Origin of the sequence: Mycobacterium europaeum, assembly GCF_034555895.2 — a bacterium.
Taxonomy (GTDB): Bacteria; Actinomycetota; Actinomycetes; order Mycobacteriales; family Mycobacteriaceae; genus Mycobacterium; species Mycobacterium europaeum.
Genome location: NZ_CP157315.1, coordinates 3,073,374 through 3,087,090 on the forward strand (window position 1 = coordinate 3,073,374; position 13,717 = coordinate 3,087,090).

The window sequence follows — 13,717 nt, forward strand, 5'->3', positions numbered from 1 at the left end:
TCGCCGCCCCGTTAGGCGCGCGAACGCGCGGGGCGCCTTAATCCAGCAGGACCGTCGCGAAGGTGCCGACCTCGGCGAAGCCGACGCGGGCGTAGGCCGCACGCGCGACCGTGTTGAAGCTGTTGACGTACAGGCTGGCGGTGCGCCCGCTGCCGACGACCACGGCGGCCACGGTCGCGGTGCCGGCCGTGCCCAGGCCCAGGCCCCGCCACTCCGGGTGCACCCACACCCCCTGTATCTGGCCGACGCCCGGCGACTGCGAACCCACCTCCGCCTTGAAGACGACCTGGCCATGCTCGAAGCGGGCCCAGGCGCGGCCGGCCGCGATCAAGCTCGCCACCCGCCGCCGGTAACCGCGACCGCCGTCGCCGATGCGGGGGTCGACGCCCACCTCGCCGATGAACATGTCCACCGCGGCCACCAGATAGGCGTCCAGCTCGTCCGGCCGTACCTGGCGCACGCCGGGGTCGATGTCGCAGTCGGGGTGTCTGGACAGCGCCAGCAGCGGCTGGCTGTCGCGCACGTCGCGGGCCGGGCCCCACGCGGACTCGAGCCGCTCCCACATCCGCATCACCAGGTCCGCCCTGCCCACCAACGACGAACAGCGCCGAGTCCCGCTCATCGCCTCGTCGGCGAAGGCGTCCATGTCCGCCGGTGTGCCGCGCAGCGGGATCAGGTTGGCGCCGGCGAAGCACAGCGACTCGTCCGCGCCGCGCAGGGTCCACAGTTCGCCGCCGATGGAGTTCGGGTCGATGCCGTGGTCTGCCACCCGGGCCGCGACCATGCAGGAGCCGACCGGATCCTCGTCGAACACTCGCCAGACGGCGGCGGCGTCGCGCACCACGGACACCCGTCGCTCACCGACAAGGCGGAACAAGGGCGGAGCCGACATCTGGCGAACTCTCTGTGCAGCGAACTAGAGGACCGGCACGGGGAAGCCGGCCCCCATCAGCTTACGGTCACGATCGGCGAACCGCTGGATGTTGTGTCAGGACCGTGATCGGTCCCCATCTCGGAGGCGAGCCGCATGGCTTCCTCGATCAGCGTCTCGACGATCTGGGCTTCCGGCACGGTCTTGATCACTTCGCCGCGAACGAAGATCTGCCCCTTGCCATTTCCGGACGCGACGCCCAGGTCGGCCTCGCGCGCCTCGCCCGGGCCGTTGACGACGCAGCCCATCACGGCGACCCGCAGCGGCACGTCGAGGCCGTCCAGCCCGGCGGTGACCTCGTTGGCCAATTTGTAGACGTCGACCTGCGCGCGGCCGCACGACGGGCACGACACGATCTCCAGCCCGCGCGGCCGCAGGTTCAGCGACTCGAGAATCTGGATGCCGACCTTGACCTCTTCGACCGGCGGCGCGGACAGCGACACCCGGATGGTGTCGCCGATCCCCCGCGACAGCAGCGCGCCGAAGGCCACCGCGGACTTGATGGTGCCCTGGAAGGCCGGGCCGGCCTCGGTGACGCCGAGGTGCAGCGGATAGTCGCACCGGGCGGCCAGCTGCTCGTAGGCGGCGACCATCACGACGGGGTCGTTGTGCTTGACGCTGATCTTGATGTCGCCGAAGCCGTGCTCCTCGAACAGCGAGGCCTCCCACAGCGCGGACTCGACCAGCGCCTCAGGTGTGGCCTTGCCGTACTTCTCCAGGAAGCGCTTGTCCAGCGAGCCGGCGTTGACGCCGATGCGGATCGGGATGCCCGCCGCGGCGGCGGCCTTGGCCACCTCGCCGACCCGACCGTCGAATTCCTTGATGTTGCCGGGGTTCACCCGCACCGCGGCGCACCCGGCGTCGATGGCGGCGAAGATGTACTTCGGCTGGAAGTGGATGTCGGCGATCACCGGGATCTGGCTGTGCCGGGCGATCTCGGCCAGCGCGTCGGCGTCCTCCTGACGCGGGCAGGCCACCCGGACGATGTCACAGCCGGCGGCGGTCAGTTCCGCGATCTGCTGCAGCGTCGTATTGACGTCATGGGTTTTGGTGGTGCACATCGACTGCACCGAAATCGGATAGTCGCTGCCCACCCCGACGTCGCGGACCATGAGTTGGCGCGTGTTGCGCCGGGGGGCGAGCGTGGGCGCCGGAGCGTCCGGCATGCCGAGGCGAACGGTCATTTGCGGCACTCCTCCGCATCGCTTCGTCCCCCTCGCCGCTTCGCGGCTGGGGGTGGCCCCACTGCATCGTCGCGGGCGCGGGTCACTGTTCTAGTCCTTTGGTCGATTATTGGAAGAGCCTGATCGGATTGACCAGATCGGCGGTCACGGTCAGCAACATGTAGCCGACCACGAACACCAGCACCACGTAGGTGGCGGGCATCAGCTTGAGGTAGTTCACCGGCGCGGCCGCGACCATGCCGCGGGCCGACCGGACCAGGTTGCGGAGCTTCTCGAACACCGCGATGGCGATGTGGCCGCCGTCGAACGGCAGCAGCGGGACCAGGTTGATCGCGCCCAGGATGAGGTTCAGCTGGGCCAGGAAGAACCAGAACGCCACCCACAGCCCATGGTCGACGGTGTCGCCGCCGATGATGCTGGCGCCGACCACGCTCATCGGGGTCTGCGGATCGCGCTGCCCACCACCGATGGCGTGCACCAGCGCACCCACCTTGGTGGGGATGGTGACCAGCGCCTTGCCCACCTCTCCGGTCAGGTCGGCGGTGAACGCGAAGGTGGCCGGCACCGCCGAGAACACGCCGTAGTGCACGGGCGCGAGCCTGACGCCGGCGACGCCGATGGCGCCGACCGTCGAGGGCGCCGCCTGACCGCCGGGGCCATTGGTCCCGTTGGTCAGGTAGCGCTGGGTGGGCGTGACGTCGACGTAGGTGGTGATTGTCTTGCCGTCGCGCTCGACGACGACCGGAACGGTGCCGTGCATCTTGCGGACCGCGGCGGCCATGTCGTCGAACGTGGACACCGGGGTGTCGCCGACCTTGACCACGACGTCGCCGGCGCGGATTCCGGCCAGCGCCGCCGGGCCGGGACCGGTGCAGTCGGCGATCTTGCCCGGTGCGACTTCGGGTGCGACACAAGCCGTTTCACCGATCACCGCCTTGGTGGGCGGGTGCAGGTTGGGCAATCCCCAGACCAGTGCGATGCCATAGAGCAGCACCAGGCAGATGACGAAGTTCATGGCCGGGCCGGCGAACAGCACCGCGACGCGCTTCCACGCGTCCTGCTTGTACATAGCCCGGTCGGTCTCGTCGGGAGCCAGCTCCTCGACCGAGGTCATCCCGGCGATGTCGCAGAAGCCGCCCAGCGGCACCGCCTTGAGGCCGTACTCGGTCTCACCGCGGCGCGTCGACCACAGCGTGGGCCCGAACCCGACGAAGTAGCGGCGCACCTTCATGCCCGTGGCACGGGCGACCCACATGTGACCGCACTCGTGCAACGCCACCGACACCAGGATGGCGAGGGCGAACAGCACAATGCCGATAACGAACATCATCTCCGCTGCAGGACCTTTCTCACACCATTCCGGAGGCGTTGACGGAGGCCTCGGCGGGCCGTGCGTGTGCGACGGCGCGTCGCGCCCGCTCCCGCGCCCAGCGCTGCGCGTCCAGTACCTCATCCACGTTAGCGGGTGAATGCGCCCATTGGTCTGCGGCGTGCAGCACGTCGGCGATGGATTCCACGATGACGGGGAATCCCACCCGGCCGTCCAGGAACGCCGCGGCCGCCTCTTCGTTGGCCGCGTTGTACACGGCGGTCATGCAGCCGCCGGTCTGGCCGGCGTACCGGGCCAGTTCGACGGCGGGGAAAACCTCGCTGTCCAGCGGTTCGAACTCCCAGCTGGAGGCGGTGCTGAAGTCGCAGGACGCGGCCACCCCGGGGACCCGGTGAGGCCAGCCCAGGGCCAGCGAGATGGGCAGCTTCATGTCCGGCGGGCTGGCCTGGGCGATGGTCGAGCCGTCCACGAATGTGACCATCGAGTGAACAATCGACTGCGGGTGCACGACGACCTCGATGCGGTCATACGCGACGCCGAACAGCAGGTGCGTCTCGATGAGTTCGAGCCCCTTGTTGACCAGCGAGGCCGAGTTCAGCGTGTTCATCGGCCCCATCGACCAGGTCGGGTGGGCGCCGGCCTGTTCCGGGGTGACGCCCTCGAGCTGCGCGGCGGTCCAGCCGCGAAACGGCCCGCCGGAGGCGGTCAGCACCAGCTTGGCGACTTCCTCGGGGGCACCGCCGCGCAGGCACTGGGCCAGCGCGGAGTGTTCGGAGTCGACCGGCACGATCTGCCCCGGGCGCGCCGCGCGCAGCACCAGCGGACCACCGGCGACCAGCGACTCCTTGTTGGCCAGCGCCAACCGGGCGCCCGATTCCAGCGCGGCCAGCGTCGGTCGCAGCCCCAGGGCGCCCACCAGCGCGTTGAGCACCACGTCTGCGTCGGTGTCCTCGACCAGCCGGGTCACCGCGTCGGGACCGCGGTAGGGGACGTCGGCGATCTGCGCCGCGCGTTCGTCGGCGACGGCGATGTTGGTGACACCGGTGTCGGCGCGCTGGCGCAGCAAGGTGTCCAGGTTCGCGCCCCCCGCGGCCAGGCCGACCACCTCGAAGCGGTCGGGGTGGGCCGCTATCACCTCCAGCGCCTGGGTGCCGATGGAGCCGGTGCTGCCCAGCACCAGCACGCGCAGGCGGCCTTCGGGTGTCGCGTTTGTCACTCACCCATTGTGCCCCGCCATCGGACCCCGCAATGGCTGCGGGACCGCGCCGCGGGTATGCCAGAATCGCTGCAGAAGCGACGAAAGGGATCAACCGTGGCCAGTACCGAGGTGGAGCAGTTCACCGGTGTCGACACCGTCGAGGTGCCGTCGGCGGCGTGGGGTTGGAGCAGGATCAATCACCGCACCTGGCACATCACCGGTCTGGTCGTCTTCGGATTCCTGCTGGCGATGCTGCGCGGCAACCACGTCGGCCACGTCGAGAACTGGTACCTCATCGGGTTCGCCGCGCTGGTGCTCGTCGTTCTGGTCCGCGACCTGTGGGGCCGCCGGCGCGGCTGGATCAGGTAGCCGGCTACCCGCCTGCTACCTCTTTTCGAAGGCCAGCTGTCCGCAGGCGGCGCTGATCTCGCGTCCGCGCGTATCGCGGACCGTGCACGAGACCCCTTGGGCGCGGACCCGCCGGACGAACTCCCGCTCCACCGGCTTGGGGCTGGCGTCCCACTCGCTGCCCGGCGTGGGGTTGAGCGGAATCAGGTTGACGTGCACCAGCGGGCCGAGCGCCCGATGCAGGCGTTTGCCGAGCAGATCGGCCCGCCACGGCTGGTCGTTGACGTCGCGGATCAACGCGTACTCCACCGATACGCGGCGACCGGTGACGTCGGCGTAGTAGCGGGCGGCCTCAAGCGCCTCGGTGATCTTCCACCGGTTGTTGACCGGCACGAGCGTGTCGCGCAGTTCGTCGTCCGGCGCGTGCAGCGACAGCGCCAGCGTGACCCCGAGCCGTTCGTCGGCCAGTTTGCGGATGGCCGGGGCCAGGCCGACGGTCGACACCGTGACCGAGCGGGCCGAAATCCCGAAGCCGTGGGGTGGCGGTTCGGTGATGCGACGCACCGCGGCGACCACCCTGGCGTAGTTGGCCAGCGGCTCGCCCATGCCCATGAACACGATGTTGGAGAGCCGATCGCCGAAGTCGTCGCGCAGGGCGGCGGCAGCCGAACGGACTTGCTCGAGGATCTCCGCGGTCGACAGGTTGCGTGTCAGTCCCCCCTGCCCCGTCGCACAGAACGGGCAGGCCATGCCGCAGCCGGCCTGCGACGAGATGCACACGGTGTTGCGCTGCGGGTAGCGCATCAGCACCGACTCGAACGTCGTCCCGTCGGTGCCGCGCCACAACGTCTTGCGGGTCTGCCCGGCGTCACAGGTGACTTCGGCGGCCGCGGTGAGCAGTCGCGGGAACATCGCCTCGGCGACCCGGTCCCGCACGGCGGCCGGCAGGTCGGTCATCTCGCGGGGGTCGGCGATCAGGCGGCCGTAGTACTGATGCGCGAGCTGCTTGGCGCGGAACGCCGGCAGGCCCAACTCGGCGACGGCCGACGCGCGGCCTTCCGCGTCGAGGTCGGCGAAATGCCGCGGCGGCCTGCCGGGGCGGGGTTCGGTGAAAACGAGTTGTTGGACCATGACCAGTCCAGTATCGGTCCTCCGTCAGGGGACCAGCGTCAGCACCGTCCACGCGGCGACCGCCGACGGCAGCACGCCGTCGAGCCGATCCATCAGACCGCCGTGGCCGGGCAGCAGGCGGCCCATGTCCTTGATGCCCAGATCACGCTTGATCTGGGATTCGACCAGGTCGCCCAGCGTGCAGGTGAGCACCAGGACGACGCCCAGCAACGCGCCGATCCAGGGCGGTTTTCCGGCCAGGAACGTGGCCGTCAGGATCGCCGCGGTGATGCCGAAGAAGAGCGAGCCCGCGAAACCCTCCCAGGACTTCTTCGGGCTGATCGCAGGAACCATCGGGTGCTTGCCGAGCAGGACGCCCACCGCGTAGCCGCCGACGTCGGAGGCGACGACGGTGACCATCAGGCAGAACACCCGGCCCGCGCCGTCCTTCGGGTAGACCAGCAGGGCACCGAACGAGGCGAACAGCGGCACCCACGCGGCCAAGAACACGGTCGCCGACGCGTCACGCAGATAATTCGCCGACGGCGAACCGGCGAACGGCTCGGGCCGCTTGCTGTTGTCCTGCATGAACAGCCGCCACACGTTGCAGACCACCACGGTGGCGCCGAACCCGGCCAGGGCTCCGGCGGCGTGGAAGGGCCACGTCAGCCAGATCGTGACCTGGCCGCCGATCAGCAACGGGATGAGCGGGATGACGTATCCGGCCTCCCGCAGGCGGCGCGCCACCTCGAGGGTGGCCACGAAGATGGCGAGCGCGACGATGGGAACCCAGTAACGCGGCGCGAACACCAGCGTCACGATCAGCACGCCGCCGATCCCCGCACCCACCGCGATGGCGGCGCGCAGGTCGCGTCCCGCGCGGGACGTCTTCTTGGCGGGCTGCTGCGCGGCGTCGGTGGCCTCCCGCGGCGGCTCGTCGGGCGGGCTGGCTGCGCCGGTATTAGCCACGGACCTGGGTGAACTCAGCTGCTGGACGGCCGCTAGACCTCCAGCAGCTCGCCTTCTTTGTGCTTGACCAGGTCTTCGATCTGGGTGATGTACTGGTGGGTGGTCTTGTCCAGGTCTTTTTCGGCACGGCCGACCTCGTCCTCGCCGGCTTCGCCGTCCTTGCGGATGCGGTGCAACTCCTCCATCGCCTTGCGGCGGATGTTGCGCACCGACACCTTGGCGTCTTCCCCCTTGCCCTTGGCCTGTTTGACCAACTCCCGGCGCCGCTCCTCGGTGAGCTGCGGCACCGCCACCCGGATGAGGGTGCCGTCGTTGGTCGGGTTGACGCCCAGGTCGGAGTTGCGGATCGCCGTTTCGATCGCGCCGAGCTGACCGGTCTCGTAGGGCTTGATGACGACGAGCCGCGCCTCGGGCACGTTGATGCTGGCCAGCTGCGTGATGGGGGTGGTAGCGCCGTAGTAGTCGATGACGATCCGGGAGAACATGCCGGGGTTGGCGCGGCCGGTCCGGATGGTTGACAGGTCGTCACGGGCCACCGCCACGGCCTTCTCCATCTTCTCTTCGGCGTCGAAGATAGCCTCGTCAATCATTGCGCCGCTCCTCTTCGTCACTGCGTTGCGCATCGTCGCCAGCGCGGATCATGATTCGCTCTTCCCCTCAGGTGGTGACCAGTGTCCCGATTTTCTCACCGGCGACCGCGCGGGCGATATTGCCATTGGTCAGCAGGTTGAACACCAGGATCGGCATGCCATTGTCCATGCACAGGCTGAACGCCGTGGCATCGGCCACTCGCAGGCCCCGGTCGATGACCTCGCGGTGGCTGATCGCGGCGATGAGCTCGGCGTGCGGGTTCTGCCGAGGATCCGCGGAAAACACCCCGTCGACCGCCTTGGCCATCAAGACCACCTCCGCGCCGATCTCCAGCGCCCGCTGCGCGGCCGTGGTGTCGGTGGAGAAGTACGGCAGTCCCATGCCGGCCCCGAAGATCACCACCCGGCCCTTCTCCAGGTGGCGCACGGCGCGCAGGGGCAGGTACGGCTCGGCGACCTGACCCATGGTGATCGCGGTCTGCACCCGGGTCACGATGCCTTCCTTCTCCAGGAAGTCTTGCAGCGCAAGGCTGTTCATGACCGTGCCGAGCATGCCCATGTAGTCCGAACGGGTGCGTTCCATGCCGCGCTGCTGCAGCTGCGCGCCGCGGAAGAAGTTGCCGCCACCGATCACGACGGCGACCTGGACGCCGTCGCGAACCACCTCGGCTATCTGGCGGGCCACCCGCGCCACGACGTCGGGATCCAGGCCGACCTGGCCGCCGCCGAACATCTCGCCGCCGAGCTTGAGCAACACCCTGGAGTACTTCGGCCGCGTTCGCGCCTGCCCGGCAGCCGATCCGTTCTCCGGTGCCATGTCCTCCGTCTTCGGAGCCGCCGCGCCGGCGGCTTGGGGCTCGCTGGACTCCGTCATCAGGCTCCTCGCATGAGAGTGCCATCCCGGCGTGATCTCATCCGGAACGGCATTTCACATCCTGCCTCATCGCAGCACAACGCGGCCTCGGCGGGGTGCATTATGCGCAGAGTTGGCGATGCGGACGGCTTTTCGAGTCGATCGGCCCAGGTGAGCCGACGGCCGCGTCGGTTCCGCCGCCCTCGGCGAGCCAATGTTTGAGCGGTGGCCGACAGGGGGAATCCGCACCATCGGCGGCGGGAATTCACGGTCTTGAGAATAAGGACCAATCCGCCGTGTGACAGGACCGATCGCCCCGGCGATCGGCATTGAGCGATCGCTCAAGGTACGCCTACGAGGAGGAACTGACCCATGGCGGACAACAACTCGGGACCTGCTGAAGCTGTCAAGGGCGTCGTCGAGGACGTCAAAGGCAAGGCCAAGGAGGCCGTTGGTGCGGTGACGGGTCGCGACGACCTGACCCGCGAGGGCCAGGCCCAGCAGGACAAGGCTGAGGCGCAGCGCGACGCGGCGAAGAAGGAAGCCGAAGCCGAGGCGGCGCGGGGCGGCGCCGAGGCCGCTGAGCAGCGCCAGAAGGCCAATCAGTAGCTTGCTGGAAGGATGGGTCCGGTCTGTGCAAACGGACCGGGCCCATCGACTTTTTCCGGTCAGGGCACTCACGCCGAGTTAGCCGGGCCGACGCGCTCCGCCACCTCGTCGAAGCAGTTTGCTTAAGTTCGTGCTGAGCGGGTAATCATCGCTGCGCGTTGGCAGACATCTCTTTCGCGAGATGCCTGCGGGGCCGGGGCCAGAACCACGCGAAGTGTTCGGGAGATGCCGTTGGACGTTCTATTGCTGACCGACGCGGACGACTTCGATCGGGCCCTCCCGCCCCTGCCGTCGTTCGCGCGAATCACGCGGCGCGAGCCCCTCACCGGTGACCGCGGCGCACCCGACGATTCCGGTGACGTCGCGATCGTCGATGCGCGTGGCGACCCCGCGGCCGCCCGGGAGGCCTGCCGTCGGCTCACCACCGCAGCCCCCGCCACCGCGGTGCTGGCCCTGGTGGAAGGGGCCGAAGGAGCGCCGGTAGGCGGCGACTTGGTCGTTGACGACGTCATGGCGTGCGGCGCCGACGCCGACGAGGTGCAGGAGCGGCTGCGGCGCGCAATTGCCCAGCGGCGCAGCGCAATCGACGGCAGCCTGCGATTCGGGTCCCTGCTCTTGCACCCGACCAGCTTCACCGGGTTGCTGGAGGGCAAGGATCTGGGTTTGACGCTGACCGAGTTCAAGCTGCTGAGTTTCCTTGTGCAGCACGCCGGCCGGCCCTTTACCCGGACCCGACTGATGCACGAGGCGTGGGGTTACGACAGCAATGGTCGAGTCCGTTCGGTCGACGTCCACGTCCGCCGGCTGCGCGCCAAGCTCGGGCCCCGCCATCAGTCGATAGTCGACACCGTCCGGGGCGTCGGCTATAGGGCGGCCACCCCACCGTATCCGGAGTGGATCGTCACTGAATCGCCGCTGACACCGATGTGGACGGACTCCGCTTCGAACCCGGTGCCGCACTGATTCTGCGGAATCGAGTGATGTTGCAGGACAGAGACTTTCGCATCCATCAGCCGAACAGTGGGAAGGCTCGCTTACGGGCCAGCGCATCCATGCCTTGCTGGATGGAGTCCTGGATCTCGCGGTACTTGCGGTCGATGTAGGCCTCGTCCTCCGCGCGCGCGGGATCGTGGTCGAGTTCCACCGCCGGCATGAACCGGGTCCTGATCTTGGCCGGCAGCGGCAGCTGGGGAAGCGCCGCCGGCGCTATCCCCCACGGCAGTGAGATCGCCAGCGGGAACACCTTGAGGCGCAACAGCCGGTCCAGCTGCAAGGCCTTCGACAGCTTGTCACCGCGGATTAGCACGGGCATGGCGTCGGCACCGCCCACCGTGGCGATCGGCACCACAGGGACGCCCGCCCGGATCGCCATCTTCACGAACCCTTTTCGCCCCGCCAGGTTGGCCTGGTCGCGCTCGGTCCACGGACGCAGCGAGTCCACCTCGCCGCCGGGCCACAGCGCGACGTCACGCCCCTCGGCCAGGGCGGTGGCGATTGCATCCGGGGCGGCCGGAAGGACGCCCATGGACCGGAAGTACCGCCCGATCACCGGGATCGCCATCAACGCGTCATGCGCCGTGCCGTGGAGCGGGCGTTCCTGACCGAAGCGCCGCCACCACTGCAGACCGACGGTCCAGGCGTCCCAGACGAACGGAGCGCCGGAGTGGATACCGACCAGCAGCGCCGGCGGCGGCGGGACGTTCTCCCAGCCGTCGATCTCCATGCGAAACCAGTAGTCCACCAGCACGTTCCAGAGATACTTCTGTCGTTGCAGGGTGGTCTCGTCCTGCCCGCTGAGATCCCACTTGCCGGCGCGCTCGGCGACCCAACCGCTCAATCCGCCGCCCTGATCGCTGCGCCGCTCCTCCATCGTGGCCCGCGCCCGCTCGGCATGGACCTGCGCCTGTTCGCGAATGTCGGCTGGCCTGTGATCCGGGTTACTCATGGGTGCCGGGTACCCGATTGATGCCCGCACGATGCAACACGGCCATAAAAACGGAATCTCCCCGCGTCGCACGCGACACGGGGAGATTTCCGCGAGCCGGACTACGTGTGGGCCGGGGCCGGCGGAGCGCCCGGTGCCGGGCTGGCGTTGGGAGCGCCGGGCGCCGAGCCACCCTGCACGTTCGAGGTCCAGATCAGAATGTCTTGCATTCCGTCGTTGTAGACCACGCCGTTCGGCGGCGCACCCGTCACGTCGAAGTACAGCGTGCCGGTCGACTCGCTGCCCTGCGGGATCGGCGCCGGGTTGAGGCCATTGGGGACCCCCACCTTGTCGATCACCCGGTAGTTCTGGCCATTGGGGCCGCGGGCGATGAAGTCGTTGACCATCGGGGTGACGACCCCGCCGTCCGACCGCGCGGTGATGTCAGCCTGGTAGAGCGTCCCCTTGGGCGTGTAGCCGGGAATCGCGGCATTGCTGGGCTGCAGGTTGCTCACCGTGTAGTCCGTGATCAGCGGCCCGTCGACGAGTTTTTCGCTGGTGCCGAAGCCCTGAATGTTGGGCGGCGGCGCGGCCGAAGCCGGCGTCGCGGCGAAGATACTCGCCACCGCTATGCCCCCGGCTGCGGCGGCTGTCTTGACGGCCGTCTTGGTGACCTTCATTGTTCATTCCTTTCGTGTTGAACAATCGCCCCCCAGAAGGGCAATACGCACATATGGCGCCAATAGCCATTTGTCATCCGCTTTAAACATGTCCGCGCGTCGAAATTGCGAAATAGGCGGCGCTTACTGCCGGAACGGATTTTTTTGCCGGACAGCACCTTTCGTATCATTTCTTAACATCTGTATCGCTATTCACGTCGTATCACTGATATGCCCGCGCTCCGCGTCGGCGCCAGCGGGCGATTAGCCACCGTGGTGGCGGGTAGTCGGAGCCAGACGAAGCAGCCGATGAGGAAAGGGCCGTCCATGGAACGCGGAAGTTCGAAGCACAGCTCGCGCGAGGACGACGAACTCAAACACGAGTTGGACGGCACGCTACGCGGTAACCGCCCCAGTCGCGCCGAGGAATGGCGTGATCCCGAGCCACCGGCCGACGACGACGCCGACATCCCGACCGCCGGCCCGGTACCGCGGAAATCCTAGAGCCGCTTGTCCGCACCAGTGCATGGCGGACCTTCGATCACGAAAGAGAAATCGGATGGGTTTTGCCCCTCAGCAACAGGACGTCCCAGGCGTGCCATCGCGAATTTCTCGGCCAGCCTGGCACAACTGCTCGGCGAGAAGGGAATCCGGGTCAACAGCGTGGCGCCCGGCCCGATATGGACGCCACTGATTCCCTCGACCATGCCGCCCGACAGCGTCGAATCCTTCGGGGAGAACGTGCCGCTGGGGCGCGCCGGTCAGCCGGCCGAACTCGCCCCCATCTATGTGCTGTTGGCCTCCGACGACGCGAGCTATATCTCCGGCGCACGGGTCGCGGTGACGGGAGGGCGACCGGTGCTGTGAGCCGCCCGGGCGCCCGGTCACGGCCGGAACGGGCACGCCATGCCGGGCGTCCAGCCGAGCGGAACCGCCGGGTTGGCGGGATCCGGCGGGCAGACGCGGTAGCACCGGGTACCGCCCGAGGGTGACCATCCGCCCTGGCATGCGGCCGTCGGCAAGTTGTCGACGGGCCCCAACGGGTTGTCCGGCAAGGGGATTGGCCTGCCGGGCTCGGCCGCGGGCGCGCAACGCGCCGGGCTCAGGAACCCCTGTTCTCGCCCAGCTCGTCGACGATCGGGCTCTGGACGGGGATGTCCTTACCGTTTTCGGCGAGCCCGGGTTTGGTGTGGGAGCGACGCGCCGCGGCCTTGTCGCCGTCTTGGACGTCGTGTTCGTCGGTGATCGTGACCGACGCGGCGACCTGGGCGGCGTTGTTGTAGGTCTCGGGGGGAATGCCCCGCAGGGCGCGGATCGTGTCGTCGTTGCAGCCATTGCGACCGGCGGCGTCAAGCAGATCCTGCTTGTTGGCCGGAAAGTCCACATCGTTGAGGCACTGGCGCAGCTGACTAGGGGTGGTGGACGCAACCATGGCTGTCGGGATGCCCGGTGGCCACTGGTCTAAACGAGGCCACCGGGTGCCGACTGGGTCACATCGGCGCGACCGCCGGTGCGATGCTCAGCGGCCACGGACCCGCCGGTTGTGCTTCACGATCGCGTCGACCAACTCCGGCTTGCTCATCGTCGAGCGGCCCCGGACGTCGAGCCGACGGGCCAGGTCAAGCAGGTGTTTCTTGCTCGCGTTGGCGTCCACGCCCTCAGCGGTCGCCCCGGAGGCTTGCGGGCCGCCGCTCGTGGCGCGCTCGTCGGACGGACCCTTCTCCTCCTTGGGTTCCCAATGGTCGCCGACTTTTTCGAAACTGTGCTTGAGGGCCGAATACGCCACCCGGTGGGCGCGCTCTTCGCTGCCGTATTCGTCTGCGGCCGCATCGTGCGTCTTCGCGAACGTGCGTTGCGCCTTGGCGCTGGAACGCTGCAACGTGCTCGGCAGTTCGTCCTTCTTCGGCTTGCCGCCCTTCGTCGTCTTCGGCATGGAAAAACCTCCTGATCAAACCCGCGCGATGGGGGGCCACCCACCGGTGGTCGGTTACCCCCTTGACGGGCCGGCAATC

Annotated in this window: 16 protein-coding genes and 1 pseudogene; 5 read left to right on the forward strand and 12 right to left on the reverse strand. The window is 68.5% G+C overall.

What is annotated here, in order from left to right:
* Nucleotides 1–37: 37 nt before the first annotated feature.
* The 4 genes from U8D42_RS13800 to dxr all read right to left on the reverse strand — a co-directional run bounded on the left by U8D42_RS13800 (nucleotide 38) and on the right by dxr (nucleotide 4,661).
* Nucleotides 38–892, reverse strand: a complete 855-nt coding sequence (locus tag U8D42_RS13800; RefSeq protein ID WP_085242101.1) for a GNAT family N-acetyltransferase — start codon at nucleotides 890–892, stop codon at nucleotides 38–40.
* A 56-nt stretch (nucleotides 893–948) separates the two neighbouring features.
* Nucleotides 949–2,115: a flavodoxin-dependent (E)-4-hydroxy-3-methylbut-2-enyl-diphosphate synthase gene (gene ispG, locus U8D42_RS13805; RefSeq protein ID WP_322859988.1), complete on the reverse strand. Its 1,167-nt coding sequence runs from the start codon at nucleotides 2,113–2,115 to the stop codon at nucleotides 949–951.
* 106 nt (nucleotides 2,116–2,221) lie between these two features.
* Nucleotides 2,222–3,445 carry a M50 family metallopeptidase gene (locus U8D42_RS13810; protein WP_322859987.1) on the reverse strand — a complete coding sequence of 408 codons (1,224 nt, stop codon included), beginning with the start codon at nucleotides 3,443–3,445 and terminating at the stop codon, nucleotides 2,222–2,224.
* Between the two features lie 19 nt (nucleotides 3,446–3,464).
* Entirely contained in the window at nucleotides 3,465–4,661 is a 1,197-nt protein-coding gene (dxr, locus tag U8D42_RS13815; RefSeq protein ID WP_322859986.1) for a 1-deoxy-D-xylulose-5-phosphate reductoisomerase, read from the reverse strand.
* A 96-nt stretch (nucleotides 4,662–4,757) separates the two neighbouring features.
* Here dxr and U8D42_RS13820 point away from each other — a divergent pair, with 96 nt between their 5' ends.
* Nucleotides 4,758–5,012, forward strand: coding sequence for a DUF2631 domain-containing protein (locus U8D42_RS13820; protein ID WP_085242141.1), 255 nt, complete (start codon nucleotides 4,758–4,760; stop codon nucleotides 5,010–5,012).
* A gap of 15 nt (nucleotides 5,013–5,027) precedes the next feature.
* Here U8D42_RS13820 and rlmN read toward each other — a convergent pair whose 3' ends face one another.
* The 4 genes from rlmN to pyrH form a co-directional block, all read right to left on the reverse strand.
* Nucleotides 5,028–6,122, reverse strand: coding sequence for a 23S rRNA (adenine(2503)-C(2))-methyltransferase RlmN (gene rlmN, locus U8D42_RS13825; RefSeq protein WP_322859985.1), 1,095 nt, complete (start codon nucleotides 6,120–6,122; stop codon nucleotides 5,028–5,030).
* A 24-nt stretch (nucleotides 6,123–6,146) separates the two neighbouring features.
* A complete protein-coding gene (locus tag U8D42_RS13830; RefSeq protein WP_085242106.1) occupies nucleotides 6,147–7,070 on the reverse strand; it encodes a phosphatidate cytidylyltransferase in 924 nt (307 codons plus the stop codon).
* Nucleotides 7,071–7,102: 32 nt separating this feature from the next.
* Nucleotides 7,103–7,660, reverse strand: coding sequence for a ribosome recycling factor (gene frr, locus U8D42_RS13835; RefSeq protein WP_322859984.1), 558 nt, complete (start codon nucleotides 7,658–7,660; stop codon nucleotides 7,103–7,105).
* A gap of 67 nt (nucleotides 7,661–7,727) precedes the next feature.
* Nucleotides 7,728–8,534, reverse strand: coding sequence for a UMP kinase (gene pyrH, locus U8D42_RS13840; protein ID WP_085242108.1), 807 nt, complete (start codon nucleotides 8,532–8,534; stop codon nucleotides 7,728–7,730).
* Nucleotides 8,535–8,885: 351 nt separating this feature from the next.
* Here pyrH and mbp1 point away from each other — a divergent pair, with 351 nt between their 5' ends.
* Together mbp1 and U8D42_RS13850 are read left to right on the forward strand one after the other, a co-directional pair.
* Nucleotides 8,886–9,122, forward strand: coding sequence for a microaggregate-binding protein 1 (mbp1, locus tag U8D42_RS13845; RefSeq protein ID WP_085242109.1), 237 nt, complete (start codon nucleotides 8,886–8,888; stop codon nucleotides 9,120–9,122).
* A 225-nt stretch (nucleotides 9,123–9,347) separates the two neighbouring features.
* Entirely contained in the window at nucleotides 9,348–10,085 is a 738-nt protein-coding gene (locus U8D42_RS13850; RefSeq protein ID WP_322859983.1) for a response regulator transcription factor, read from the forward strand.
* A 46-nt stretch (nucleotides 10,086–10,131) separates the two neighbouring features.
* Here the strand turns inward: U8D42_RS13850 and U8D42_RS13855 are convergent, their stop codons facing one another.
* Together U8D42_RS13855 and U8D42_RS13860 are read right to left on the reverse strand one after the other, a co-directional pair.
* Nucleotides 10,132–11,067, reverse strand: a complete 936-nt coding sequence (locus U8D42_RS13855; RefSeq protein ID WP_085242111.1) for a lysophospholipid acyltransferase family protein — start codon at nucleotides 11,065–11,067, stop codon at nucleotides 10,132–10,134.
* Between the two features lie 101 nt (nucleotides 11,068–11,168).
* Nucleotides 11,169–11,726 (reverse strand): MPT63 family protein, encoded by a 558-nt coding sequence (locus tag U8D42_RS13860; protein ID WP_322859982.1) that lies wholly within the window; start codon nucleotides 11,724–11,726, stop codon nucleotides 11,169–11,171.
* Nucleotides 11,727–12,032: 306 nt separating this feature from the next.
* Here U8D42_RS13860 and U8D42_RS13865 point away from each other — a divergent pair, with 306 nt between their 5' ends.
* Nucleotides 12,033–12,209 carry a hypothetical protein gene (locus U8D42_RS13865; RefSeq protein WP_322859981.1) on the forward strand — a complete coding sequence of 59 codons (177 nt, stop codon included), beginning with the start codon at nucleotides 12,033–12,035 and terminating at the stop codon, nucleotides 12,207–12,209.
* An 87-nt stretch (nucleotides 12,210–12,296) separates the two neighbouring features.
* Nucleotides 12,297–12,572 (forward strand): annotated as a pseudogene (locus tag U8D42_RS13870) (SDR family oxidoreductase); the annotation flags it as partial.
* 235 nt (nucleotides 12,573–12,807) lie between these two features.
* Here U8D42_RS13870 and U8D42_RS13875 read toward each other — a convergent pair.
* Together U8D42_RS13875 and U8D42_RS13880 are read right to left on the reverse strand one after the other, a co-directional pair.
* Nucleotides 12,808–13,137, reverse strand: coding sequence for a DUF2795 domain-containing protein (locus U8D42_RS13875; RefSeq protein WP_085242114.1), 330 nt, complete (start codon nucleotides 13,135–13,137; stop codon nucleotides 12,808–12,810).
* An 87-nt stretch (nucleotides 13,138–13,224) separates the two neighbouring features.
* Entirely contained in the window at nucleotides 13,225–13,638 is a 414-nt protein-coding gene (locus tag U8D42_RS13880; protein ID WP_085242115.1) for a ChaB family protein, read from the reverse strand.
* Between the last annotated feature and the right edge of the window lie 79 nt (nucleotides 13,639–13,717).

Excerpts from the sequence above, each read along its gene's own strand:
- U8D42_RS13800 (WP_085242101.1), bottom strand. The coding sequence starts at position 892 with ATGTCGGCTCCGCCCTTGTTCCGCCTTGTCGGTGAGCGACGGGTGTCC.
- ispG (WP_322859988.1), bottom strand. The coding sequence starts at position 2,115 with ATGACCGTTCGCCTCGGCATGCCGGACGCTCCGGCGCCCACGCTCGCC.
- U8D42_RS13810 (WP_322859987.1), bottom strand. The coding sequence starts at position 3,445 with ATGATGTTCGTTATCGGCATTGTGCTGTTCGCCCTCGCCATCCTGGTG.
- rlmN (WP_322859985.1), bottom strand. The coding sequence starts at position 6,122 with ATGGTCCAACAACTCGTTTTCACCGAACCCCGCCCCGGCAGGCCGCCG.
- frr (WP_322859984.1), bottom strand. The coding sequence starts at position 7,660 with ATGATTGACGAGGCTATCTTCGACGCCGAAGAGAAGATGGAGAAGGCC.
- pyrH (WP_085242108.1), bottom strand. The coding sequence starts at position 8,534 with ATGACGGAGTCCAGCGAGCCCCAAGCCGCCGGCGCGGCGGCTCCGAAG.
- mbp1 (WP_085242109.1), top strand. The coding sequence starts at position 8,886 with ATGGCGGACAACAACTCGGGACCTGCTGAAGCTGTCAAGGGCGTCGTC.
- U8D42_RS13850 (WP_322859983.1), top strand. The coding sequence starts at position 9,348 with ATGCCGTTGGACGTTCTATTGCTGACCGACGCGGACGACTTCGATCGG.
- U8D42_RS13855 (WP_085242111.1), bottom strand. The coding sequence starts at position 11,067 with ATGAGTAACCCGGATCACAGGCCAGCCGACATTCGCGAACAGGCGCAG.
- U8D42_RS13860 (WP_322859982.1), bottom strand. The coding sequence starts at position 11,726 with ATGAAGGTCACCAAGACGGCCGTCAAGACAGCCGCCGCAGCCGGGGGC.
- U8D42_RS13865 (WP_322859981.1), top strand. The coding sequence starts at position 12,033 with ATGGAACGCGGAAGTTCGAAGCACAGCTCGCGCGAGGACGACGAACTC.
- U8D42_RS13875 (WP_085242114.1), bottom strand. The coding sequence starts at position 13,137 with ATGGTTGCGTCCACCACCCCTAGTCAGCTGCGCCAGTGCCTCAACGAT.
- U8D42_RS13880 (WP_085242115.1), bottom strand. The coding sequence starts at position 13,638 with ATGCCGAAGACGACGAAGGGCGGCAAGCCGAAGAAGGACGAACTGCCG.